This window comes from Streptomyces prunicolor NBRC 13075, assembly GCF_000367365.1.
Taxonomy (GTDB): Bacteria; Actinomycetota; Actinomycetes; order Streptomycetales; family Streptomycetaceae; genus Streptomyces; species Streptomyces prunicolor.
In genome coordinates, this window is sequence record NZ_BARF01000114.1 from 26,086 (window position 1) to 48,999 (window position 22,914).

19 protein-coding genes are annotated in these 22,914 nt (G+C 70.5%); 6 read left to right on the forward strand and 13 right to left on the reverse strand.

Annotation, left to right across the window (positions count from 1 at the left end; genetic code table 11):
• Positions 1 to 23: 23 nt before the first annotated feature.
• From SPR02S_RS46590 to SPR02S_RS46610, 5 genes are all read left to right on the forward strand, one after another.
• Positions 24 to 806, forward strand: a complete 783-nt coding sequence (locus SPR02S_RS46590) for an SDR family oxidoreductase (protein WP_043258971.1) — start codon at positions 24 to 26, stop codon at positions 804 to 806.
• Positions 806 to 1,309: a cupin domain-containing protein gene (locus SPR02S_RS46595; RefSeq protein WP_019063929.1), complete on the forward strand. Its 504-nt coding sequence runs from the start codon at positions 806 to 808 to the stop codon at positions 1,307 to 1,309. Before SPR02S_RS46590 ends, SPR02S_RS46595 begins: the two co-directional genes overlap by 1 nt.
• Positions 1,306 to 2,184 (forward strand): alpha/beta fold hydrolase, encoded by an 879-nt coding sequence (locus tag SPR02S_RS46600; protein WP_019063930.1) that lies wholly within the window; start codon positions 1,306 to 1,308, stop codon positions 2,182 to 2,184. The genes SPR02S_RS46595 and SPR02S_RS46600 overlap by 4 nt, the downstream gene beginning before the upstream one ends.
• Positions 2,181 to 3,116, forward strand: a complete 936-nt coding sequence (locus SPR02S_RS46605) for a DODA-type extradiol aromatic ring-opening family dioxygenase (RefSeq protein ID WP_019063931.1) — start codon at positions 2,181 to 2,183, stop codon at positions 3,114 to 3,116. The genes SPR02S_RS46600 and SPR02S_RS46605 overlap by 4 nt, the downstream gene beginning before the upstream one ends.
• 301 nt (positions 3,117 to 3,417) lie before the next feature.
• Positions 3,418 to 5,436, forward strand: coding sequence for an ATP-binding protein (locus tag SPR02S_RS46610; protein ID WP_019063932.1), 2,019 nt, complete (start codon positions 3,418 to 3,420; stop codon positions 5,434 to 5,436).
• Positions 5,437 to 5,493: 57 nt separating this feature from the next.
• On the opposite strand, the gene SPR02S_RS46615 is transcribed toward SPR02S_RS46610, so the two are convergent.
• From SPR02S_RS46615 to rutA, 3 genes are read right to left on the reverse strand one after another with little or no spacing between them, the layout of a single operon-like run.
• Positions 5,494 to 6,123 (reverse strand): isochorismatase family protein, encoded by a 630-nt coding sequence (locus SPR02S_RS46615; protein WP_019063933.1) that lies wholly within the window; start codon positions 6,121 to 6,123, stop codon positions 5,494 to 5,496.
• Complete coding sequence (locus tag SPR02S_RS46620; RefSeq protein ID WP_043258972.1) at positions 6,120 to 7,631, reverse strand: MFS transporter; 1,512 nt, start codon at positions 7,629 to 7,631, stop codon at positions 6,120 to 6,122. Before SPR02S_RS46620 ends, SPR02S_RS46615 begins: the two co-directional genes overlap by 4 nt.
• 31 nt (positions 7,632 to 7,662) lie before the next feature.
• Positions 7,663 to 8,736 (reverse strand): pyrimidine utilization protein A, encoded by a 1,074-nt coding sequence (rutA, locus tag SPR02S_RS46625; RefSeq protein ID WP_019063935.1) that lies wholly within the window; start codon positions 8,734 to 8,736, stop codon positions 7,663 to 7,665.
• Positions 8,737 to 8,997: 261 nt separating this feature from the next.
• On the opposite strand from rutA, the gene SPR02S_RS46630 reads away from it, so the two are divergent.
• Complete coding sequence (locus SPR02S_RS46630) at positions 8,998 to 11,934, forward strand: SpoIIE family protein phosphatase (RefSeq protein WP_019063936.1); 2,937 nt, start codon at positions 8,998 to 9,000, stop codon at positions 11,932 to 11,934.
• 18 nt (positions 11,935 to 11,952) lie between these two features.
• Here SPR02S_RS46630 and SPR02S_RS46635 read toward each other — a convergent pair whose 3' ends face one another.
• The 10 genes from SPR02S_RS46635 to SPR02S_RS46680 all read right to left on the reverse strand — a co-directional run bounded on the left by SPR02S_RS46635 (position 11,953) and on the right by SPR02S_RS46680 (position 22,867).
• Positions 11,953 to 13,236, reverse strand: coding sequence for an NAD(P)/FAD-dependent oxidoreductase (locus SPR02S_RS46635; RefSeq protein ID WP_019063937.1), 1,284 nt, complete (start codon positions 13,234 to 13,236; stop codon positions 11,953 to 11,955).
• 14 nt (positions 13,237 to 13,250) lie between these two features.
• The gene (locus SPR02S_RS46640) at positions 13,251 to 13,916 is read right to left on the reverse strand and encodes a haloacid dehalogenase type II (RefSeq protein ID WP_019063938.1); all 666 of its coding nucleotides are present in this window, start codon (positions 13,914 to 13,916) and stop codon (positions 13,251 to 13,253) included.
• An 88-nt stretch (positions 13,917 to 14,004) separates the two neighbouring features.
• Positions 14,005 to 14,949, reverse strand: a complete 945-nt coding sequence (locus tag SPR02S_RS46645; protein WP_019063939.1) for an aldo/keto reductase — start codon at positions 14,947 to 14,949, stop codon at positions 14,005 to 14,007.
• Positions 14,946 to 16,418, reverse strand: a complete 1,473-nt coding sequence (locus tag SPR02S_RS46650; protein ID WP_019063940.1) for an aldehyde dehydrogenase family protein — start codon at positions 16,416 to 16,418, stop codon at positions 14,946 to 14,948. The genes SPR02S_RS46645 and SPR02S_RS46650 overlap by 4 nt, the downstream gene beginning before the upstream one ends.
• Positions 16,415 to 17,368 carry a succinylglutamate desuccinylase/aspartoacylase family protein gene (locus SPR02S_RS46655; protein WP_019063941.1) on the reverse strand — a complete coding sequence of 318 codons (954 nt, stop codon included), beginning with the start codon at positions 17,366 to 17,368 and terminating at the stop codon, positions 16,415 to 16,417. Before SPR02S_RS46655 ends, SPR02S_RS46650 begins: the two co-directional genes overlap by 4 nt.
• A 26-nt stretch (positions 17,369 to 17,394) precedes the next feature.
• A complete protein-coding gene (locus tag SPR02S_RS46660; protein WP_019063942.1) occupies positions 17,395 to 18,789 on the reverse strand; it encodes an aminotransferase class III-fold pyridoxal phosphate-dependent enzyme in 1,395 nt (464 codons plus the stop codon).
• Entirely contained in the window at positions 18,789 to 19,652 is an 864-nt protein-coding gene (locus SPR02S_RS46665; RefSeq protein WP_019063943.1) for an ABC transporter permease, read from the reverse strand. Before SPR02S_RS46665 ends, SPR02S_RS46660 begins: the two co-directional genes overlap by 1 nt.
• The gene (locus tag SPR02S_RS46670) at positions 19,649 to 20,593 is read right to left on the reverse strand and encodes an ABC transporter permease (RefSeq protein WP_245607751.1); all 945 of its coding nucleotides are present in this window, start codon (positions 20,591 to 20,593) and stop codon (positions 19,649 to 19,651) included. Before SPR02S_RS46670 ends, SPR02S_RS46665 begins: the two co-directional genes overlap by 4 nt.
• A 2-nt stretch (positions 20,594 to 20,595) precedes the next feature.
• Complete coding sequence (locus tag SPR02S_RS46675) at positions 20,596 to 21,774, reverse strand: ABC transporter ATP-binding protein (RefSeq protein ID WP_019063945.1); 1,179 nt, start codon at positions 21,772 to 21,774, stop codon at positions 20,596 to 20,598.
• The gene (locus tag SPR02S_RS46680) at positions 21,767 to 22,867 is read right to left on the reverse strand and encodes an ABC transporter substrate-binding protein (protein ID WP_026151507.1); all 1,101 of its coding nucleotides are present in this window, start codon (positions 22,865 to 22,867) and stop codon (positions 21,767 to 21,769) included. The genes SPR02S_RS46675 and SPR02S_RS46680 overlap by 8 nt, the downstream gene beginning before the upstream one ends.
• Positions 22,868 to 22,914: the final 47 nt, after the last annotated feature.

Consider the following 22,914-nt stretch of genomic DNA (forward strand, 5'->3'; position numbering starts at 1 on the left):
GGACTCGGGAGGATGCCAACATCATGCGGACAGCATTGGTCGGCGGCGGTGCGAGCGGGATCGGGCACGCGGTCGCGGAGCGCCTGGCGGGTTCGGGCGACCGGGTGGTGATCACCGGCCGGCGTGCCGACGCCCTCGAAGCCGCGGCCTCGCGGCTCAGCGGTACCGTGGGCGACGGTCCGGCGCGCGAGGTGCACGCTCTGGTGAGCGACATGGCCGATCCGGCCTCGGCCGTAGCGGCGATGGACGAGGTCGACGACCGGTACGGCGGTCTCGATGTGCTGGTGCTGAACGCCGGTGGTCCGCCGCCCGGCGGGATCCTCGACCTCGACGACGCGCGGTGGCGGGAGGCGTCCGAGCTGTTGTTGCTGGGGCCGCTGCGGCTGGCGCGGCTTGCGATGCCCGGCATGGCCAAGCGGGGGTTCGGGCGGGTGGTGTTCGTGACGTCCACGGCAGTACGGCAGCCGCAGCCCGATCTGGCCGCGTCGGTGGTGCTGCGCTCGGCGGTCACGGCCGCCGCCAAGCTGCTCTCCCGCGAGTTCGCGGCCGCGGGAGTCACCGTCAACTGCGTTGCCCCCGGCGCCACTTCGACCGAGCGGCGGACGCAGATCCTGACCAACCGGGCGCGCGCCGCGCACCTCGGCTTCGACGAACTCGACGCGCAGGACCTCGCGCACATACCGGCCGGTCGCGCCGCGCGCCCGGCGGAGATCGCGGCGGCCGTGGCATTCCTGGCCTCCGACGACGCGGCGTACATCAACGGGACCGTACTCACGGTCGACGGCGGAAGGACGGAGACGATCTGATGGCAGCATCGGGATCCCGCTTCACCATGGCCGATTTCCTCGGCTCGATCCAAGGCACGGTGCAGCCTGGCGCCGCGCGGCCGGTCGTCGTGCACGCCGACGAACTCACGCCCCTGCCGGCCGACCAGGTGCACAACCCCACCGTGCTGGCGATCGCCGGTCTGCTGCCGACGGCCTCCTTCGAACTCTTCCGGCAGACCATTCCGGCGGGGCTGAGCTCCGACATGCAGCGCCACCACCACGAGACGGTGCACTTCGTCATCAGCGGGCAGGGCCACAGCGAGATCGAGGACGACACCGAGCCCTGGGCCACCGGCGACTTCATCTACACCCCGCCCTGGACCTGGCACCGCCACTACAACGACTCGGACACCGAGCCGGTCGAGTTCCTCACCATCGAGAACTCCCGCCTGCTGAACCTGCTGGGCGTCGGACGGCGGCAGAGCGCGGGCCTGGTCACGGTCGCCGAAGCCCGCGCACGATTCAAGGAGGAGCAGGCATGAACCCGTTGCCCGCCCACATCGGCATCTGGGGCGAACTGTCCGACGTGGAGCACGAGTTGCGCTTCGTCGACGTCGCCGGCGTCCGCACCCGCGTGCTGCGCGCGGGCTGCGGCCCCGAGTTGATCCTGCTGCACGGCACCGGCGGACACCTGGAGGCCTACGCCCGGGACATCGCCGGGCTCGCCGCCGACTTCCGTGTCACCGCCTACGACATGGTCGGCCACGGCTGGTCCGACCTGCCGGACAGGCCGTACACGATCGACGTGCTCTCCGCTCATCTCCTGGGCCTGATGGACGCGTTGGGGATCGACTCGGCGCATCTGTCCGGCGAGTCGCTCGGGGGCTGGGTGACCGCGTGGACCGCGGCGTACCACCCCGAGCGCATCGAACGGCTCGTGCTCAACACCCCCGGGAACATCGCCAACAAGCCCGAGGTGATGGTCCGGATGCGCGAGAGCACCCTGGCCGCCGTCCGGGACCCGAGCGACGAAACCGTGCGCCGCCGCGTCGAGTTCCTCTTCCACGACACCTCGATGGTCACCGACGAACTGGTGAACCTGCGCCGCGCCGTCTACGGCCGCCCCGGCTTCCTGCGCGCGATCGAGAACACGCTGGTGCTCCAAGACCCCGAAGTACGCAAGGACTTCGCCTGGGACCCGGCCTGGGTCGGCCGGATCACCGCGCCCACACTCCTGCTGTGGACCGACCACGACCCAACCGGCGGACTCGACGAGGCGGCGATGCTCCAGAGCTGGCTCTCCGACGCCCGCCTGCACGTCATCGAGGATGCCGGCCACTGGCCGCAGTGGGAGAAGCCCGCCGAATTCCTGCGCGCCCACCGCGACTTCCTCCTCCTCGGCAAGGACCCGGTATGAGCGAGATCCTCGGTCTGGTCGCCCTGTCCCACTCCCCGTTCGCCACCCTGCTGCCGCCCGACGGCCCCGAGCAGCCCGGCGGCCGTTTCCTCGCCGAGGCGGCCCGGCTCTCCCGGACGGTGGCGCAACTCGCGCCGGACGCGGTCATGGTCATCGGCCCCGACCACTTCCATGCGAACTTCTACGACGCGATGCCGCCGTTCCTCATCGGTGTCGAACACGCCGTCGGATTCGGCGACTTCGGCAGTCGGCCCGGCCCGCTGCCGGTCGCCGGCGAGCTGGCCTGGTCCGCGTACGACGGGCTCACCCGCGCGGGCTTCGACCTGTCGCTGTCCTACTCGCTGACCGTCGACCACGGACTCGTGCAGAGCTACGAGATGGTGTGCGGCGGCACCGACATCCCGATGGTGCCCCTCGTGGTCAACACCGCCGCGCCTCCGCTGCCGACCATGGAGCGCTGCATCGGCTTCGGCCGGGCGCTCGGCGACGCCCTGCGCGGCAGCGGCGCCGCCGGCCGGGTGCTGGTCGTCGCGAGCGGCGGGCTCTCCCACTGGCTGCCCACCAACGATCCGCGCGATCCGGCGATGGCCGAGGACCGGCGGCACTCGGTGATCCACGGCCGCGAGGACGCCCAAGCCTTCGCGGCAGCGCGCGAACCCCGGGTACGGGCGATGGGCGGCGACCCGCACGCCCACGTCAACAGCGCCTGGGACCGCTGGTTCCTCAAGCAGTTGGGGACCGGGGAGTCCGAACCGATCGCGGCCCTCGGCGACATGGGCCTCGAGGAACAGGCGGGCAGCGGCGGCCACGAGGTCCGCACCTGGCTGATCGGACAGGCCGCGGTACGGACACCGCTGGTGTGGACCTCGTACGAACCAGTCCCTGAATGGATCACGGGTATGGGGATCGGGGCGACCTTCGAGGTGCGCTGACATGCCCGAAGCGGTGACAGGTGTACGGAAGACGAAGGAATCACGCTCCGAAAATCCGTGCCCGCATCCACACCTCTCAGCGACTGCCGAGCTGTCCCACCTCGCGCGGGCGTCCGTCACCGAAGGCCGACGGGAGACCGGCGAATCGATACACCCCCAGCCGCACTTCACCCCGTCGACCACAGCACCCGTCCGATCAAACAGTCGCCAATTCCGATCGCTTGTGACCGTTTTCAAGGAGAGGGTTTAGCCCGTCGTCCGGGCCGTGCAGGATGGGACCGTGTTAGGCAACCTCCCAGTGATGACGACCAGCTTTGTCGGCCGCGAAAGCGAACTCGACACAGTCAAAACGGCGTTGACCCAGCGGCGCTGCGTCACGCTCACCGGTGGCGGCGGTGTCGGCAAGAGCCGGCTGGCGCTGCGCGTCGCGGAGCAGGTCCGGGGGCAGTACGCCGACGGGGTCTGGTGGATCGACCTGTCCAACCTCTACGACGACCGGTTGTTCACCGCCACGGTCTGCGACGCGGTCGATCTCCTGGACCACAATCCGCGGGCCCCGGTCGAGGCACTGTGCGAGTGGCTGTCCGGTCGGCAGGTCCTCCTCGTCTTCGACTGCTGCGAGCGGGTGATGGCCTCCTGTCTGCTGCTGGTGAGTGAACTCCTCGCTGCCGCACCGCAGTTGACGGTCCTCGCCACCAGTAGACAGGCCATCGGGGTCCGGATCGAGCACCGTATCGAGGTGGCTCCGCTCTCCGTGGACGAGGACGGCGGCTCGGACGCCGTACGCCTGTTCCGTGAGCGCTGTGCCACGGCCGCGCCCGCGCTGTCCCTCGACGCCCCCGGTTCGGCCGAGGCCGTCTCCGCCATCTGCCGCCGCCTGGAGGGAATCCCCCTCGCGGTCGAACTCGCCTGCGCGCGCCTGCGGGAGAGCAGCCTCGCGGAGATCGCCGAGCGTCTCGGTTCACGGCTCGACACGCTCGTGGACGAGACGGTGTGGCCGAGGCGGCACCGCGCCCTGCGGACGGCGATCGGCTGGAGCCATGAACTGTGCTCCCCGCCGGAGCGGTTGCTGTGGGCCAGGCTCTCCGTCTTCCGCGGCCCGCTCGAAGCGGACGACGCGCAGTCCGTCTGCGCGGGCGGCCCGCTCGACGAGGACGACATCCCGTGGCTGCTGGAGCGGCTGGTCGACCAGTCGGTCCTGCAACAGGTCGGCACCCGCTACCGGATGCTCGACACCCTGTGCGAGTACGGAGCCATGTGGCTCGCGGAGCTCGGTGAGGAGAACGCCCTCGCCCGGCGCCACGCCGAGCACTTCGCCGCCATGTTGGGCGAGGCCGAGGCCGGCTGGCTCAGTGACCGGCAGGTTGCCTGGTACGCGCGGATCGCGGCGACCCACGCCGACGTACGCGCCGCGCTCGACCACCTGATCGAGGCGGATCCCGAGGCTGCCGTCGAGATGGCCGGCCGGACAGGTCTGTTCTGGCCCTGCTGCGGTCACCTCCACGAGTCCCGCGACTATCTCGAACGCGTCCTCGCCCTCGACACCTCCCCGGGCCCCTCCCGCACTCGCGCGCTCTGGGCCCTGGGCATCACGCTCACCCTCCAGGGCGACCACGGGACCGCCCTGCGTATCGGGGAGGAGTGCACCGAGGCGGCGGGGCAGGACGGTACCCCGCAGTCCGTGCTCTTCGCCGCCCACACCCTCGGCCTCACCCATCTCATGGCCGGCCGGCCCGAGCTCGCGTACGACGTGTGCGACCACGCGCTGATCACCCACGGCACGTCACCGCCGTCGGGCGCGCCGCAGCTCTGTTGCATGGTGATCCGGACTTTCGCCCACTCCGCGCTGGGCCGACTGTCCGAGGCGTACGAGGCGGCCATCGCCCTGCGCCGGCTCAGCGTCCGCTACGGCGAGCACTGGGCGCGGTCGTACGCGTTCCACCAACTCGCCTTCATAGACCTTCTCCAGGGTCGCGCGCACGACGCCGAGCGCCATGCGCGGGACATGCTCGCCAGCAAGCACAACCTCAACGACAATCTCGGGATCGCCCTCGCGCTCGACCTTCTCACCGGTGCCAACGCGGTCCAGGGCAATGGCATCGCGGCCGCGCGCACATCCGGTACGGGGAACACCTTCTGGCGCATGCTCGGCCATCCGAACCACGGCACACCCGAACTCTCCGAGGTCCGCGACCAATGGGAACTGCAGGCCCGCAAGGCGGTCGGTGACGACGCCTACGACAGGGCCTTCCGCACCGCGCTGAACGACGACGCCGAACAGGGCCTGGCCTCCGTGATGCACGGCCCGCTCCCCTCCTGACCCGACAGCACAGACCCTGAGCCGACAGCACGGAAAGGTCGTCAGGACCGGCCGGGCTCAGCCGAGCGACGCGAGGTGCTCCCGCACGCGCCCGAGCGGCCAGACCTCGCCGATCTTGTGCTTGATGTCGAAGAGGTTCGCCGCGTGGATGTCCGGGTCCCGGTCGCCCACGGCCTCCTCGACCACGATCGGTACGAATCCGTGCTGCAGAGCGTCCAGCGCGGTGGCCCGGACGCAGCCGCTCGTCGAGAGTCCGCCGATGAACAGGGTGTCGATGCCGTCGGCCGTGAGGCGGGCGGCAAGTGAGGTGCCGAAGAAGGCACTTGGGCACTGCTTCGTCACGGTCAGGTCGTGCGGTGCCGGGGCCAGGCCGTCGATGAACGCGCCGAAGGGGCTGCCTTCGGCGAACACCCGCAGGACGGGCACCTTGCGGAGGAAGAGGCCGCCGTCGCTGCCGTCCGCCCGCAGCAGCACCCGCGTGACGATCACCGGGATCCCGGCCCTGCGTGCGGCGGCCAGGAGAAGCCTCATCGCGTCCACCGCCGGTTCGACCCCGGCGTAGAGCGGGCAGTCCGGGTCGACGTAGGCGCGGGCGGGGTCCACCAGGATCAGTGCCGGGGAGGTGCCGGGGGTGAGCCGTCCGTCGAACCCGGCGCGCTCGTAGTCCTCCTGCGGGGAAGCGGTCATGGCGACGTCCTTCGTGAAGTGGCGGACTCCGGTGGGGTGTTGATGGCGACTACCTCGGCGGTACGGGGTGCCCGCAGCGATGTGGGGAACGCCAGGCAGACGACTCCCCCGAGCACCGCGATGCCCGTGAGGAGGAACCCGGTGGCGCGGAGGTTGGCGACGAAGCGGTGCAGCTCGCCTGTCGCGAGCACATTCAGCGTGTTCAGTGTCCCGTCGTAGGCGGCCTGCCGGGCCGGTTCGCTCAGCCCGGTCGTCGTGAACGCGAGCGCGAGCGCCGTGCTGAGCAGGTAGCCCACGTTCTGGGTGGTGGACCGCAGGCCGTTGGCCGTTCCGCGCCGGTCGGCCGGCACGGACAGCATCAGCGCGCTCGTGCTCGGTGTCATGAAGAGCCCGGTGCCGGCCCCGACGAGGAAGAGGAACGGGGCCACGGCCAGGAACGGCACGGTCGTCGTCGAGAGGGTCAGCGAGAAGCCCAGCAGCCCGCAGGCCGTGACCGCCATCCCTGTTGTCGTCAGCGCGCGCGGGGTGAAGCGGTCGAACAGGGAACCGGCGGCGGCCGAGGTGATCAGCGTGCCGGCCGCGACCGGTGTCACCAGCACCCCCGCCTCCAGGGAAGTGGCACCGCCGACCGCCTGTTCGTGCAGGGAGGCCAGGAGTACGACGGCGTAGCTGCCGACCGCGTTGGCGAGCACGGCCGCGAGCACCAGGGCGATCGCGCGGGTGCGCAGCAGCGACACGTCGACCAGGGGGTGCTCGCGCCGCGTCTGGACGGCGACGAAGGCCGCGAACAGCGCGAGGGTCGCAGCGCCGCAGGCCCATGGCAGCCAGGCGGCGACGGTGGCCGTGACGCCGGGTGTCAGGGTGAGGACGAGCGCGGTCAGCATCGCCGTGGAGAGCAGCGCGCCCGGCAGGTCGAACGGTTCACGGGCTCCGCCGACCCGCGCTCCGCTCGCCGGAACGGCCAGTACCGACGCGCCGATCGCGACCAGCCCGATCGGTACGCAGACCACGAACAGCCCACGCCAGCCGAGGAGTTCGGTCGCCGCGCCGCCGACGACCGGTCCGGCGACCTGGGCCGTGGCGGCCACGGTGACGTTCCAGCCGAGGGCCCGGCCCAGCGTCCGCGCGGGGAACACGTCGGTCAGCAGCGCGGTGTTGTTGGTGATCACGGCGGCGGCACCGACGGCCTGTACGAGCCTGGCCGCGATCAGGAATCCCGCCGACGGGGAGAGCGCCGCGAGCCCGGTCCCGGTGGTGAGGACGACGAGCCCGGCGAGATACAGGCCGCGCCGGCCGACGATGTCGGCGATCCGGCCGAAGACGAGGATCAGGGCGGTGGTGACCAGCATGTAGCCGAGCAGGATCCAGTCGGCCTGTCCGGGGTCCGCCCCCAGTTCCCGGGTGATCGTGGGCAGCGCGACGGCGAGTCCGCTCATGTTGAGGAACACGGCCACCACCCCCACGGCGGTGGCCGCGAACACCCGCCACGGACTTCGGCCGACGGTCACGACCGCACGCCCGGACCGTCCGGAGCGCCGGTCACCCGGCCAGCGACCGTGACTTCATCAGCGGCTGGATGCGGGTGCCGAAGTTCTCCAGGCCCGCGAGGAAGTCGTCGAAGACGAGCATGATCCCCTTGGTGCCCTCGACCTCGGCGACCTCGTCGAGCAGCTTCGCGATGGTCTCGTACGAGCCGACCAGCGTGCCCATGTTGAAGTTGACCGCACCTTCGGGCAGCACGATGGTGCGGGCGGTGGAGGTGTCGTCGGCGGTGGTGTCCGTGGCCGATTCGCCGGCCATGTACGCGAGCGCGGCGTGATCGGCGTTGTCGTGGTAGTCCTGCCACTTCGCCTGGGCGGCCTCGTCGGTCTCATCGGCGATGATCATGAAGAGGGAGAGCGCGCCGACGTCCCGGCCGGTCTCCGCCGCCGCGTCCACGAGCGAGGCCGTGGTGTCCGACAGGGCGAGGGGGGTGTTGACGCCGCTGCCCAGGATGAAGTTGTACTCGGCGTGCTCGGCGGCGAACCGGATGCCCGTGGGGCTCTGCCCGGCCGCGACGATGTCGATGTGCCCGTCCGTCGGGCGCGGGGAGAGCACGCAGTCGTCCATCTCGTAGAACTCGCCCTTGAAGTTGCTGACGCCCTCGCTCCACAGCTCCTTCATCACATTGACGTACTCGGCGGCGCGGGCGTAGCGGTTGCCGAAGTGTTCGTCGCCGGGCCACAGGTCCATCTGGGAGTACTCGCCGGGGGCCCAGCCGGTGACGATGTTGATGCCGAAGCGGCCGGGGGCGATGGAGTCGATCGTGGTGGCCATGCGGGCGACGATCGCCGGGGGCAGGACGAGGATCGGGGTGGAGGCGTACAGCTTGATGCGCTCCGTCACGGCGGCCAGGCCCGCCATCAGGGTGAACGACTCCAGGTTGTGGTCCCAGAACTCGGTCTCGCCGCCGAAGCCCTTGAGTTTGATCATCGACAGCGCGAAGTCGAGTCCGTGCTCCTCGGCCTTCTGCACGATGGCCTTGTTGAGCTCGAAGCTCGGCAGGTACTGGGGTGAGCTCTTCGATATGAGCCAACCGTTGTTGCCGATGGGGATGAATACGCCGATGTCCATGCCGCTCCTGTGTGACGGGTGGGCGGGGGTGAGCCTGACGGGGTGACAACGTGCGGGCATGATCAAGGGGTTCCATACCCGTTCACGACGCCCCGTTCCCCCGGATGCCGAGTATTGTCACCCGAGCGCACACAGGTGGAACACCGACGCAACTCGGTCTGGAGCGCTGCCTGTTGAGAGACATGTGCGAGAGCCGGAGTCCAAGGTGAGAGTCCTGCGCAGGACCGCGTTATGTGAGGCGGGAACGGTAAAATTTACGGTATGAACGCACGTCTGGCTCTGCTCGGCACCGTGGACCCCGGCGTCACCGAGAGCGAGGTCTTCCGGCTGGCACTGCAGCACGCGGTGGGCGAGCTGGGCGCGCTCGGTGGGGCGATTCATCTGCGCGGGCCGATGTCCGTGCTGCGGCTGGTGTCGTCGACCGGTCTGCCGCCCGCCCTCACCCGCCCGTGGGAGTTCATCGACCAGGAGGGCCCGACGGCCCCGGCCCGGGCTCTGCACCAGGGCAGCGGTGTGTGGGTACCGGTACGGCCGACGCCCGCGGGCCAGGAACTCGCCTGGCCCGGCACCGGGCTGGCCGCCGTACCGGTGTCCGGCGGAGACCGCAGCATCGGCGCGCTCACGGTCCTGATGGGCGAGCAGGGTGAGCCCACCCCCAGGCAGTGGGACTTCCTGCGGGATCTGGTCGCCTGGACCGAGGAGCGGATGAGGCAGGCGCCCCCGCCCTCCGGGCCTTCCCAGAGCGAGCCGAGCGGCCACCGTGACCGGCTTCGGCAGGCGCTGAAGGAGGTCAGCGTCGGCTCGTGGGACTGGGACATCCAGGGCGGCGAGCTGATCTGGGACGAGGCGGCCCTGGAGCTCTACGGCACCAGACCCGAGGACTACACCGCCAGGGTCGAGAACTGGATGGCGTGCGTCCACCCCGACGACCTGGCGCCGACGCTGGACGCGGTGGACCGGGCGATCCGCGAGCACGGCGTGTTCGAGGCCGAGTACCGGGTACGGCGCCTGGACGGCACGTACGGCTGGACGCGGGCCCGCGCCAGGGCGACCTACGACGAGCACGGCGAGCCCCTCCGGATGATCGGCGTGGGTTGGGAGAGCAACGAGTCCCGGACCGCCCGGGACGCGCTGAGCCGGGCCCTGCGCCACATGAGCGACGGGTTCCTCGCGGTGGACGAGGAGTGGCGGATCACCTTCGCCAACCTGGAGGCGGAGCGCACGCTGGGCCTCTCCGAGGAGGAGCTGTTCGGGCGCCTGCTGTGGGAGCTGCCCACGGTACGGAACGTCCCCGGCCTGGAGGACCGCTGCCGGAAGGCCGCGGCCGAGGAGACGCCCGTCGGCTTCGACGCCCAGCTGGAGGGCACCGGCCGCCGTCACCACCTGCGGCTGGTCCCGGGTCCCGACGGAGTCACCCTCTATCTCACCGACGTGACCGAGAAGCGGCAGCACGAGGAGGAGCGCCGGGCGTCCGAGCTGGCGGTGGCCCGGCGCGCGGTCCGGATGGGCGAGTTGACGGCCGCGCTCGCCAAGGCGACCACCTCGCAGGACGTGGTGGCCGCGGTCGCCCGCCGGGTGCTGCCGCCGTTCGCCGCCACCGGACTTCTGGTGCAGGCCATCGAGGGCGACCGGCTGCACACCGTGGGCGCGGACGGTTACCCGGAGGACTTCCTGTCCACCGTCGACGGCCGCGTCCGTACGCCCGGTGAGCCGGGCTGGGACGTGATCGCGTCCGGTCTGCCGATGTTCCTCTCCTCGACCGAGGAGTACGCGACCCACTACCCCGAGCTGGCCGCCAGACCGGAGCGGGCGGCGAAGGAGGCGTGGGCGTTCCTCCCGCTGACCGCGTCCGGCAAGACCTTCGGCGTCTGCGTCGTCGCCTTCGACCGCGCCCGCCGGCTCACCGACGAGGAACGCACCCTGCTGACCACGCTCAGCGCCCTCGTCGCCCAGGCCCTGGAACGAGCCCGGCTCTACGACGCCGAGCACACCCGTTCCCGCGAACTCCAGCGCAGTCTGCTCCCCCGCGCGCTGCCCGACCTGCCGGCGTGCACCGCGGCCGCCCGTTACCTTCCCGCGGGCCAGGGCATGGACGTGGGCGGCGACTGGTACGACATCATCCCGCTCTCCGGCGGCCAGGTGGCCCTCGTGGTGGGCGACGTCATGGGCCACGGCCTCCCGGAGGCGGCGACGATGGGCCGGCTGCGCACCGCGCTGCACACCCTCGCCGACCTGGAGCTGCCGCCCGACGAGATCATGAGCCACCTCAACGAACTCGTCGCCGGTATGGGCGAGGAGTCGTACGTGACCTGTCTGTACGCGCTCTACGACTCGACGACGCAGATCTGTTCCATCGCCGGGGCCGGTCATCCGCCGCCGGCGGTGGTCCACCCGGACGGCACCGTGCACTTCCCGGAACTGTCGGCCGACCCGCCCCTCGGCGCGGCGGAACCGCCGTTCGAGACGGTCGAGTTGAAGGTGCCGGAGGGCAGCCTGCTCGTCCTCTACACCGACGGTCTGGTGGAGTCGTCGAAGCGCGAGATGGACGAGGGCATGGCGGATCTGGCCCGCCTCCTGAGTTCGGCGTACCGGACCGAGTCCGGCGCGGAGGCGGACCTGGAGGACCTCTGCGACACCCTCACGGCGGGCCTGCTCCCCGCCGAGCACTCGACGGCCGACGACGCCGCCCTCCTCGTCGCCCGACTGCACGCCCTGACCAGTGACAACATCGCGTCCTGGCCGCTCCCGGAGGATCCGCGGGCGGCCGGCCAGGCCCGCCGCCACGTCCGGGAGCAGCTGCGCACCTGGGGCCTGGACGACCTGACCCCGACCACGGAACTCCTGGCCAGCGAGCTGGTCGGCAACGTCGTCCGCCATGCCAAGGGCCCGCTCAGCCTGCGTCTGCTGCACGGCGCCGAGCTGATCTGCGAGGTCTTCGACGGCAGCCTGACGATGCCCCGCATCCGCCGCGCCACGGACACGGACGAGGGCGGACGCGGTCTGCAACTGATCACCGCGCTCTCCCAGCGCTGGGGCACCCGCTACACGCCGACGGGCAAATGCATCTGGACGGAACAGACCCTGGGCGCTCCCGGGGTCCGGGAGGAACTCCCCGACGACGCCTTGGAGTTGATGTTCCCGACGGCGGTGGACTTCACCGGGGACCTGGACTCGCTGCCGTTCGGGGACGAGGACTGACGGACCCGCTGCGAGCGCTCAGCGCAGCCGGTCCTTGGCCTTGTAGTAGGCGCCGCCGAAGGGCAGGAACCAGGCGGTGCCGTTGTAGAAGGGCACGGGGACCTTCGGGAAGCCGAGGCCGCGCAGGGGGTTGGCCTCCGGGTGGCCGTCCATGACCTCGGCGATCGCCCGGCCCATGTAACTGGCCATCTGGACGCCGTGGCCGCAGTAACCCATGGAGTAGTACAGGCCGTTCTCCTCGCCCGCGTGCGGCATACGGTCCCAGGAGAAGCCGACGTTGCCGCCCCACACGTAGTCGATCCGGACGTCGGCCAACTGCGGGAAGATCTCCGTCAGTTCACGCTTCAGGACGTCTCCGCTCCTGACGTCGGAGGCGGGGTTGGACGGCGCGAAGCGGGCCCGGCCGCCGAAGGCGAGGCGGTGGTCAGGGGTGAGGCGGACGTAGTGGCCGATGTTCTTGGAGTCGACCACCAGGCGGGCGTTCGGGATGAGTTCGCGGGCGCGCTCCTCGCCGAGCGGCTCGGTGACGACGACGAAGCTGCCGACGTTGATCAGCCGCTTGCGGAACCAGGGCATCGCCCTGTCGGTGTAGGCGTCGGTGGCGGCCATGACCTGCTTCGCGCGGATGGTGCCGTGCAGGGTCTCCACCAGGAAGCCGCCGCCCGGCAGCCGGGTGAGGCCGGTGGCCGCGTTGCGTTCGTGGATCCGCGCACCGGCGCGTTCGGCGGCCTCGGCGAGGCCGTGGACGTACTTGCCGACGTGCAGTCCCGCGCTGAGCGGGTCGAGCAGGGCGCCGTGGTAGAAGTCCGAGCCGAGTTCGGCCCGCAGGTCGGCGCGGCTCAGCAAGGTGGTCTCGTGGTCGAAGTTCTCGGCCAGGTCGCGCTGGGTGGCCTTCATCGACTCGAAGTGCTGTGGTTTGTACGCCACTCCGAGTCGGCCGGAGCGGTTGAAGCCGCAGTCGATCTGCTCCTTCTGCGTCAACTCCTCGACCACGTCGACGGCTTCACGGAACGCGTCGTACAACTCGCGGGCGCGTTCCTGCCCGTAGCGCTTGCGGGCTTCTCCCACGCCGATGGTGATGCCCTGGGTGCACATGCTGCCGTTGCGCCCGGAGGCGCCGGAGCCGATCTTGTCCTTCTCGACGAGGACGACGTCGGCGCCCTTGCCCGCGGCGTGGTAGGCGGTGGACAGGCCGGTCAGGCCGCCGCCGATGACGACCACGTCGGCCGACTCGGGCAGGTCCTTGCCCGAGCGGTCGGGCAGGGGCGGGGCGGTGTCCAGCCAGTACGGGATCTGCTTCATGGCGGAGCTCCTGTTCAGCAGCCGAGGAGGGCGGGGAGCCCGGACAGATCGGGGAGTTCGTCGTACGGCTGGTAGGCGGTGCTGCCCGGGCGGCCGTAGCGGTTGATCCATACGCGGCGCCTCAGGCCGAGGTCGCGGGTGGGGATCAGGTCGTACTCCCAGCCCTGCGCGGTGTGGATGACCTGGGACGGGTCGACGCCGATGGTCCGGTAGGCGTGCTCGAAGGTCTGGCGGTCCGGCTTGTACGCCTTCGCCTGCTGGGCGGTGATGACGTGGTCGAACTCGACGCCGATGTTCGCGATGTTCCGCGCGATGAGTTCGTCGTCGGTGTTGGAGATGATGGCGATCTCGTAGCGGGACTTCAACGCCCGCAGCGCGTCCGGGACTTCGGGGAACGGGCCGAAGGTCGGTACGGCCTCGACGAGGGCGTCGCCGTCGGACGCGCGGTACTCCAGGCCGTGCAGGCGCATCGCCATCTCCAGGCTGGAGTGCAGGACTTCGTGGTAAGGGCGGTAGTGCTCCAGGACGGCCTGGAAGCGGATGACGCGGAAGTCGTCGAGGAACTCGTCGACGTCCAGGCCGTCGAGGTCGAGCCGGCCGGCCAGGACCTTGAGGGTGGTCGGGCCGAGCTGGAAGTCGACCAGGGTGCCGTAGGCGTCGAAGGTGACGATCTCTCGCATGACGTTCAGCCTCGTTTCTGGGGAGTTGGGGGACGTACTTCGGGGGGCGGGCTTCAGAGGGTGGGCATCGGGGGTCGAACTCCCGGCGTCAGACGACCTGTTCGCCGGGGCGCACGATCTCGTCGAGTGCCGTGAGGTCGGTCGCGTCGGGGATCCAGTCGGCCGCCGCCGCGTTGGCGGTGACCTGGGCGGGGGTCATCGCGCCGCAGATGACCGAGCCGACGGCCGGCAGCGCGGCGAGTCCGCCGACGGCCACCTCCAGCAGGGTCAGTCCGCGCGCGGTGCCGTACGCGGTGAGTGCCTCGACGCGGTCGAGGGCCGCGTCGGTGAGCCAGCCCTGGCGCCAGGACAATCGGCTGCCGGGCGGGGGCTGTTCGCCGCGCCGGTACTTGCCGCTGAGCAGGCCGTTGGCGAGCGGGTAGTACGGCAGCAGGCCTACGCCGGTGCGCAGGCAGGCGGGGATCAGGTCGGTCTCCGCGCTGCGGTCGAGGAGGTGGTAGCGGGCCTGGGTGCTGACGAAGGGGGCGGTGAGCCGGGCGGCGGGGAGGTTGGAGCAGCCGAGGTGGCGGATCTTCCCTTCGGCGACGAGTTCGCGCAGGGCTGCGATCGTGTCGTCGAGCGGGGTGACGCCGTCGGGCTCGTGGTACTGGCACAGGTCGATCCGGTCGGTGCCCAGGCGGCGCAGGGAGGCTTCGACGGCGTAGCGGATGTAGGGGCGGGAACCGCGCGGGCCGAGCCGGGCGGCTTCCGCGTCGGGGGTCATCTCCATGCCGAACTTGGTCGCGAGCACGATGTCGTCCCGGTGGCCCTTGAGGGCGGCGCCGAGGAGCCGTTCGCCGTCGCCGCGCACTCCCCCGCGCTCGCCGGAGCCGCCGTACATGTCGGCCGTGTCGAACAGGGTGATCCCGGCGTCAAGTGCCGCGTGGACGACGGCTGTTGTGGCCTCCTCGTCGAGCCGGGAGCCGAAGTTGTTGCCGCCGAGACCGACCACCGAGACGGTCGGCCCGCGTTCGCCCAGCGTGCGGTACCTCATGCGGAGTTCCCGAACCCGATGCAGACGTTCTTGGTCTGTGTGTAACTCGCCAGTGCCTCCAGGCCCTTCTCCCGGCCCCAACCGCTGTGCTTGTAGCCGCCGAAGGGCAGCTCGATGCCGGTGCCGACGCCGGTGGCGTTGACGTAGACCTGGCCCGCCCTGATGCCTTCGGCCATGCGCAGCGCCTTGTCGAGGTCGCGGGTCCAGACGTACGAGGCGAGGCCGTACGGGGTGTCGTTGGCGATCGCGAGGGCCTCCTCGGGGTCGTCGAAGTCGATGACGGTGACGACGGGTCCGAAGATCTCCTCGCGGGCGCAGCGGGCCTGGTTGGTGAGGCCGGTGAGGACGGTGGGCTCGATGTAATAGCCGTCGGCGAGTGCGGGGTCGGTGGGGGCGCCGCCGCCGGTGCGCACGTCGGCGCCCTCCTGCCGGGCGAGGTCCAAGTAGCCCTGGACGCGGTCGCGTTGGCGGGCGGCGACCAGCGGTCCGATGTCGGGGTCGGTCAGGCCGGGGCCCAGTTTCAGCGACGCGGCATGGGCGACCAGCTTGTCGAGGAATTCCTCGGCGCCGCGTTGGAGCAGGATGCGGGTGCCGGCCGAGCAGGTCTGTCCGGCGTTGCCGAAGGCTGAGCCCGCGACGGCGCCCAGGGCCAGGTCGAAGTCCGCGTCGGCGAAGACGACGACGGGTGACTTGCCGCCCAACTCCACTACGGAGGGCACCACGTTGGCGGCCGCCGCCTGCGCGACCTTGATGCCGGTCGGCACCGAGCCGGTGAACGTGACCTGGTCGATGTCCGGGTGTCCGGCGAGGGCGGCGCCGGTCTCGCCGTCGCCGGGGAGGACGTTCAACACCCCTGGCGGGAGGCCGCATTCGAGGGCGATACGGCCGATCTCCAGTGGGGTGAGGGGTGCTTCGGGTGAGGGCTTGAGGACGACTGTGCAGCCTGCGGCCAGCGCGGGGGCCGAGCCCCTCGCGGTGTTCTGGAGCGGGTAGTTGAAGGGGATGATCTGTCCGGAGACGCCGATCGGTTCGCGGACGGTGTAGTCCAGGAGACCGGGGCCGAGCGGGATGGTGGAGCCGCCGAGCTTGTCGGCCACGCCCGCGTAGAACTCGAAGTAGCGTGCGGCGGCCTCGACATCGGCCTTCGCCTGGCCGAGCGGTTTGCCGACGTCACGGCTCTCCAGGTGGGCCAGTTGCCCGGCCTCGGCTCGGATCGCCTGGGCGATGCGGTTCAGCAGGCGTCCCCGGTCGGCGGCGCGCATCCGGGCCCACTCGGGTGCTGTGAAGGCGGCGCGGGCCGCGGCCACCGCGTGGTCCACGTCGGCCGCACCGGCCAACGCGACCTGGGCGAGGGCCGTTCCGTTCGACGGGTCGAGGACGGTGAAGGTGCGGCCGTCGGCGGCGGGGACCTGTTTGCCGTCCAACAGCAGCTCGCGCGGGGACAGTTCGCCACTCGCTTCCGAGGTCATAGCCGGATCTCCCCCTCCACCGTGCCGAAGATGACGACCTCGTCGCCGGGGTGGACGGTGCGGATCCGTCGCACCCAGAGCACGATGCCGTCCTGCGGGGCGCGGACCTCCTCCAGCGTGTTGCCGTAGTGGTCCACGACGTGGGCGATCAGGTCCCCTTCCTTGCAGCTCTCCCCCGGGTCGGCGTGCCCGACGAAGAAGCCGCCGGACGCGGAGCGGGCGAAGGTTCCGCTGACCGCCGTGTAGGTGTCGCGCAGTTCGGGCTCACCGTCGGTCATGCCGAGCCGGCGCATGATGTTGCGCACCGAGTTCATGTGCAGCTCTACGGTCGACTCGCGATACGTCCCGCCACCCGCCTCGATGGTGATGGCCGGCTTGCCCGCCGCGAGAGTGGGGTGGCGGACCGTGCCGCCCCACTTGCCGCCCTTCCAGACGAGTTGGTGTCCGGCGGCCAGACCGATACCGGTGGCCAGGTCCTCGTAGCCGCCCTGGACGATGACCAGCGGGGCGATCTCCCCGAAGGTGCCGCCGGTGTGCAGGTCCACGAGGGCGTCGATGGCCGGGACGACCTGCTCGACGAAGGTCGCGGCCAGGCGCAGGGAGTACGAGCCCTCGGCGTCGCCGGGGAAGATGCGGTTGAGGTTGAGGTGGTCGAGGCCGCTGCTGCGGGCGGCGGCCTCGAAGGCCGGGGTGTTCATGCAGGGGATGCCGACGAGCGTGCCGCGCAGGGTCGCCGGGTCGGTCTCGGCGAGGACGCGGCGGATGGCCTCCTGGCCGTCGTACTCGTCGCCGTGGACGCCCGCGTCGACGCAGAGCACCGGGCCGGGCTCGGTGCCGTTGACGACGATCAGCGGGATGCCGAGTTCCACGCCGTAGGTGCTGGTGCCGACCGGGATCAGACCCTGGGCGCGCTCGCCGGGGGCGACGGTCAACGGACCGATGGAGTACATGAGTTGCTGCCTTTCTGATGCGGGGGTCACAGGCGGGCGGACGCTTCGTCGAGGGTGTCCGCGATGATGTCGGCGATACGGTCCAGGAGCTGGCGGTCGCTGATCAGCGGGGGCGCGATCTGGACCAGCGGGGCGGCCCGGTTGTAGACGCGGGCCAGCAGGCCGGCCTCGCGCAGCCGGCGCGGGATGAGGTCGGCGACGAGTGCGGCGCGGGCGGTGTCGCTGAAGCCGCCGTCGTCCAGGTCCCCGACGAGTTCGCAGGCGTAGAAGAAGCCGGCGCCTCGGACGTCGCCGACGATGGGCAGGGTCTTGAGGGAGGTCATGCGGGTGGCGAGGTGGTCCTGGAGGGCGCGGACGTTGTCCAGGATCCGGTCGCGTTCCATGATGTCGAGGCTGCGCAGGGCGATGGCCGCGCTCAGCGGGTGTCCGCCGAAGGTGTAGCCGTGGTTGAGGATCGCGCCGGGGCGGTTGAGGACCTCGGTGACCTTGGTGCCGACGAGGGTGGCGCCCATGGGGGCGTAGCCGGCGGTGATGCCCTTGGCGACGGTGACGATGTCGGGGCGGGCGCCGTAGCGGTCGCCGCCGAACCACTCGCCGAGCCGGCCGAACGCGGTGATCACCTCGTCGGCGACGAGCAGGAAGCCGTAGCGGTCGGCGAGTGTTCTGAGGCCGGGCCAGTAGCCCTCGGGCGGGGTGATGCAGCCGCCGCGGTTCTGCACCGGTTCGGCGATCAGCATGGCGATCGTCTCCGGGCCCTCGGCGAGGATCACGTCCTCCAACTCCCGCAGCAGACGGGCGGTGAAGGCCGCGTCGTCCGCCAACTCCCCTGACAGACCGAAGCGGTTGGTGTGGGAGACGAACCGGGTCTCGATCGCGGGCGGGCCGTAGGGCTCCTTCAGGCCGGGGTCGTCGGTGAAGGACAGGGTGCCGACGGTCAGGCCGTGGTAGGCGCCGCGGCGGGCGATCGCCTTGGTGCGGCCCGGGTCGCCGCGCAGGGCGTGGTACTTGCGGGCGATCTTCCAGGCGGTCTCGACGGCTTCGGCGCCGCCGCCGGAGAAGAAGGTGTGCTCGATGTCGACGGGCGCGATCCGGGAGAGGCGTTCGGCGAGTTCGATGGCCGTCGGGTGTGCGGAGGCGGACCAGAGCGGGCTGAAGCAGAGTTCGCGGAGCTGCCGGTCGGCGGCCTCGGCGAACTCGGCCGCGTAGGAGTAGCCGAGCTGGCAGCAGTACAGGCCGGAGAGGCCGTCGATGTAGCGTCTGCCGTCCGCGTCGTCGACGTAGGGGCCCTCGCCGCGCTGTACGACGAAGAGGTTGTCGCCGTCGGTGCCGACCGAGCCGTTGGGCGTCATGTTCAGGAGCAGGTGCCGGGACGCGGAGGCGGACAGTTCGCCTGACGAGGTGCGGGTGGTGCTGGTGGTCATCAGGTCTCGTTTCCGGCGGGTAGGCCCACGGTGGTCTCCGTCGGCAGCAGACCGTCCTGCCGGCCGGAGCCGCCGAGCCGGCGGACCACGCCGACCAGCGCGAGGGCGACGACGGCGACCGCGATGAGCAGCGCGCTGACGGCCGTCACGGACGGATCGACGTCGTACTGAAGGACGTTGAACACCTGGACCGGCAGGGTCACGGTGTCCACGGAGGACAGGAACTGGGAGACGAAGAACTCGTCGAAGCTGGTGATGAAGGAGAAGACGGCGGCGGCGACCAGTCCGGGCATGGCCAGCGGGAAGGTGATGCGCCGGGCGACGGTGAGACGTCCTGCGCCCATGCTGGCCGCCGCGTCCTCCAGCCGTTCGTCGATGCCCTTCAGGGTGGCCATGAGGATCATCACGGCGATGGGTGAGGCCAGCACGGTGTGACCCAGCGCGATGGCGATCGGGCTGCCGAGCATCGAGGCGGGCTCGAAGAGCAGGAACAGGCCCAGGGCGATGACGACTTGGGGGATCACCAGGGGCGCGAGGACCAGGCCGTAGACCGCTGTGCGCAGGGGCAGTTCGCTGCGGACCAGTGCGGTCGCCGCGGTCACGCCGAGGATGAGGGAGAACACCGTCGTCAGGGCGGCGACCAGGGCGCTCAGGGAGAGGGCGGCCGGCCATTTGCTGCCGTCGGCGAACAGTTGCTTGTACCAGCCGAGGGTCCAGGAGTGGGGCGGGAAGGAGCCGAAGGCGTCGTTGCCGAAGGAGGTGACGACGATGACGATGATGGGCAGGGCCAGGAAGAGGAGGATCAGCGTGGCGAAGGCGGCCAGGCAGACGCGTCCGGCGAGGGTGGGGCGCAGGCCGATCATGATGCCGTACCCCGCTTCCGGTACGCCTCGCCCGCCGACTTGAGCAGGCGGAGGAGGAGCAGGCCCGCGAAGGTGAGCAGCAGCAGGATGATGCCGAGTGCGGAGGCGCCGTTCCACTGGTTCTGCTTCATGACCTGGTCGTCGATGAGCGAGGCCACCATGGTCTGCTTCGGGCCGCCCATCAGGGCCGGGGTGAGGTAGTAGCCGAGGCAGAGGATGAAGCACAGCACCCCTGCGTTGACCAGTCCGGAAGCGACCAGCGGCAGGTACACACGGCGGAAGATGGTGATCCGTCCGGCGCCCATGCTGGCCGCCGCGGCGAGCAGCCTGCGGTCGACGGCGCGCATCACGGCGTACAGGAGGAGGACGGTGTACGGGAGCATCACGGAGGTGGTGCCGATGACGACGCCGATCTCGTTGTAGAGCAACTGGAAGGGTGCGCCCGGGATGTGAAGGTCCGTCAGGACGTTGTTCACGACGCCGTGTTCGCCGAGCAGGATGATCCAGCCGTAGGTGCGCACCAGCGCGCTGATGAAGTGCGGGACGATCACGACCAGCATCACCAGGCCGGCCCACAGGGGCTTCAGCCGGGTCACCGCGTTGGCGAGCAGGAAGCCGATGACGAGGCTGAGCAGAGAGGTCTCGGCGGAGATCCGCAGGGTGGTGAGCAGGATCTCCAGGTTCGCGCCCTGGAACGCGTCGGCGTACCAGTGCAGGGTCCAGCCGCCTTCCTCGCCCTTGAGGCTGAGGAGGAGCGTGCTGAAGATCGGGTAGACGAAGAGGATCAGGAGGTAGACGACGACCGGTGCGGCGTTCAACAGGCCGTAGCGGGTGCGGCGTTCGGCCAGCGCGCGGCGCAGACGGCTCATGCGGCCGGGTGTCGCGGTGGGCGCGGGCTGAGACTGGGGCTGCGGCTGCGTGGCGAGGGCGGATCCGGCCATGCTCATCCCCTGTGTTCCGCGTCGGGGTGCACGCCGGCGTCTTCCGTGTCGGGGAACACGCTGACGTCGGTGAACTCGGCGGTCAGGCCCACGTGTTCACCGGGAGCCGGTGCCCGTCCGGCCGGCAGCTCCAGGCGTACGACGTCGGTGTCGGCGCCGCCGACCGGGCGGACCGTGACGCGCACCAGTGTTCCGACGTAGGTGACCGTCTCCACGGTCCCGGTGCAGAAGCCGGTGTCGGCGGGACAGAGGCCGATACGGCCGGGCTGGACGGCGGCCCGGACCCGGCCGCCGTCCGCGTCCGCGTTCGCGAGGGGGCGGGCCGTCAGCAGACCGCCGGTGTCGAGCCGTACGCGGGTGTGCTCCGAGGTGCGCTCCTCGACGCTGCCCGCGAGGAAGTTGGCGGCGCCGAGGAAGTCCGCGACGAACGGGGTGCGCGGGACCTCGAAGAGTTCCCTCGGGCTGTCGAACTGGTCGATGCGGCCGTCGCGCATGACCGCGATCCGGTCGGAGAGGACGAGGGCCTCTTCCTGATCGTGCGTCACATAGATGACGGTGAGGCCGAGTTCGCGCTGAATGCGCTTGATCTCGGTCTGGAGCTGGTCGCGGAGTTTCTTGTCGAGGGCGCCGAGCGGCTCGTCCATGAGGATCACCGGCGGGCGGTAGACCAGGGCCCGGCACAGGGCGACACGCTGCTGCTGGCCGCCGGACAGTTCGCGGGGGCGGCGGCGGGTCATGCCGCTGAGCCCGGCCATCTCCAGGGTCTCGCCGACCCGGCGGCGCAGCTCCGCCTTGGGTGTACCGCGCAGTTGGAGCGGGAAGGCGACGTTGTCCCAGACCGTCATGTGCGGGAAGAGCAGGTACTGCTGGAAGACGAAGCCCAGGCCGCGTTTCTGCGGGGCCAGCCGGGTCACGTCGCGGCCGCCGACGACGATGCTGCCGGAGTCGGGTTCGCAGAACCCGGCGATCATCATCAGGGTGGTGGTCTTGCCGGATCCGGAGGATCCCAGGAAGGTGACGAACTCGCCCGCCGCGATCTCCATGGAGACCTCGTCGACGGCGGTGACACCGCCGTACGTCTTGCGAAGTCCCGTGACGGACAAGGGTTTTCCGGTGCCGGTGCCGGTGCCGGCGTCCGGTGGACGGGTGATCTTCGGGGCTTTCACGTCCAGTTCAGGCATGCGACCACTCCTGCCAGCGCTTGGAGACGGCGTCCTGGTTCTTGATCCACCATTCGACGTCCAGGTCGAAGCCGGACTCCAAGTGGGCTGCGGAGCCTGCCAAGTTGGCGGCGGTGGCCGTGGAGAGCTTCTTGTAGGCGGCGGGCACGGTCGGGGCCATCGGGTACAACTCGGCGTAGGCGGCCTGTACTTCGGGGCGCAGCGAGAAGTCGATGAGCTGGTAGGCCGCGTCGAGGTTGTCGGTGCCCTTGGGGATGGCGAGGCCGTTGCTCTGGCGGCGGGCGCCGTTCCACTGGTAGGCGAGCGGGGAGCCCTGTTTGATGAGGGCGTCGAGGCGGCCGTGCCAGACACTGGAGGCGACGACCTCTTCCCGGCCGAGGAGTACGCCGGGCAGGGCGCCGGTGTCCCAGAACTTCTTGACGTGTGACTTGATCGCGTCGAGGGACTTGAAGGCGCGGTCCACGTCGAGGGGGTACAGCTTGTCCGGGTCCACGCCGTCGGCTAGGAGGGCGAACTCCAGCTCGGGCAGGTCGGCGTCCAGGGCCTGGAGTGCGCGGCTGCCGGGGAATGTCCTGGTGTCCCAGAAGTCGGCCCACGAGGTCGGCTTCTTCCCGCCGAAGGCGTCCGTGCGGTACGCCATGACGCTGGCCCAGTAGTTCTTGCCGATCGCGTGGGTGGTGAGCAGAGACTTGGCGATGCCGGCGTCCTTGGAGTTCTTCAGGCGGTCGTAGTCCAGGGCCTGGGTGGCGCCCTGTTGCTTGAAGAGCACGAAGTCGGCCATGGAGTCGTCGATGACGTCGAACTGGGGGCGGCCCTGCTTGATCTGGGCGAGCATCTGGGCGTACTCGATGTTCACCACCTTGACCTGGATGCCGGTCTCCTTGGTGAACGGCTCGTAGACCGCCTTCTGGTTGGCGTCGCCGTAGGTGCCGCCGCTGTCGCGGACGACGAGTGTCTTGGAGTTCTTGCCGCCGCTGTCGACGGACCGGCTGGTGCCGGTGCCGCAGGCGGTGAGGGAAGTGGCTGCGATGCCTGCGGCGACGCCGCCTACTCCGCGCAGGAACACTCTGCGGTCTATCCGGGCTTCTCTCACCGGGGGCCTCCTGGTGGTGCGGTGCGTGATGACGGGCGGTCTGCGGG

What these genes read in the sequence shown, in the direction of transcription:
- SPR02S_RS46630 (WP_019063936.1), top strand. Translation starts at nt 8,998, where the DNA reads ATGAACGCACGTCTGGCTCTGCTCGGCACCGTGGACCCCGGCGTCACC.
- SPR02S_RS46600 (WP_019063930.1), top strand. Translation starts at nt 1,306, where the DNA reads ATGAACCCGTTGCCCGCCCACATCGGCATCTGGGGCGAACTGTCCGAC.
- SPR02S_RS46655 (WP_019063941.1), bottom strand. Translation starts at nt 17,368, where the DNA reads ATGTACTCCATCGGTCCGTTGACCGTCGCCCCCGGCGAGCGCGCCCAG.
- SPR02S_RS46605 (WP_019063931.1), top strand. Translation starts at nt 2,181, where the DNA reads ATGAGCGAGATCCTCGGTCTGGTCGCCCTGTCCCACTCCCCGTTCGCC.
- SPR02S_RS46665 (WP_019063943.1), bottom strand. Translation starts at nt 19,652, where the DNA reads ATGATCGGCCTGCGCCCCACCCTCGCCGGACGCGTCTGCCTGGCCGCC.
- SPR02S_RS46645 (WP_019063939.1), bottom strand. Translation starts at nt 14,949, where the DNA reads ATGAGGTACCGCACGCTGGGCGAACGCGGGCCGACCGTCTCGGTGGTC.
- rutA (WP_019063935.1), bottom strand. Translation starts at nt 8,736, where the DNA reads ATGGACATCGGCGTATTCATCCCCATCGGCAACAACGGTTGGCTCATA.
- SPR02S_RS46590 (WP_043258971.1), top strand. Translation starts at nt 24, where the DNA reads ATGCGGACAGCATTGGTCGGCGGCGGTGCGAGCGGGATCGGGCACGCG.
- SPR02S_RS46660 (WP_019063942.1), bottom strand. Translation starts at nt 18,789, where the DNA reads ATGACCACCAGCACCACCCGCACCTCGTCAGGCGAACTGTCCGCCTCC.
- SPR02S_RS46595 (WP_019063929.1), top strand. Translation starts at nt 806, where the DNA reads ATGGCAGCATCGGGATCCCGCTTCACCATGGCCGATTTCCTCGGCTCG.
- SPR02S_RS46650 (WP_019063940.1), bottom strand. Translation starts at nt 16,418, where the DNA reads ATGACCTCGGAAGCGAGTGGCGAACTGTCCCCGCGCGAGCTGCTGTTG.
- SPR02S_RS46610 (WP_019063932.1), top strand. Translation starts at nt 3,418, where the DNA reads ATGACGACCAGCTTTGTCGGCCGCGAAAGCGAACTCGACACAGTCAAA.
- SPR02S_RS46615 (WP_019063933.1), bottom strand. Translation starts at nt 6,123, where the DNA reads ATGACCGCTTCCCCGCAGGAGGACTACGAGCGCGCCGGGTTCGACGGA.
- SPR02S_RS46635 (WP_019063937.1), bottom strand. Translation starts at nt 13,236, where the DNA reads ATGAAGCAGATCCCGTACTGGCTGGACACCGCCCCGCCCCTGCCCGAC.
- SPR02S_RS46640 (WP_019063938.1), bottom strand. Translation starts at nt 13,916, where the DNA reads ATGCGAGAGATCGTCACCTTCGACGCCTACGGCACCCTGGTCGACTTC.
- SPR02S_RS46670 (WP_245607751.1), bottom strand. Translation starts at nt 20,593, where the DNA reads ATGGCCGGATCCGCCCTCGCCACGCAGCCGCAGCCCCAGTCTCAGCCC.
- SPR02S_RS46675 (WP_019063945.1), bottom strand. Translation starts at nt 21,774, where the DNA reads ATGCCTGAACTGGACGTGAAAGCCCCGAAGATCACCCGTCCACCGGAC.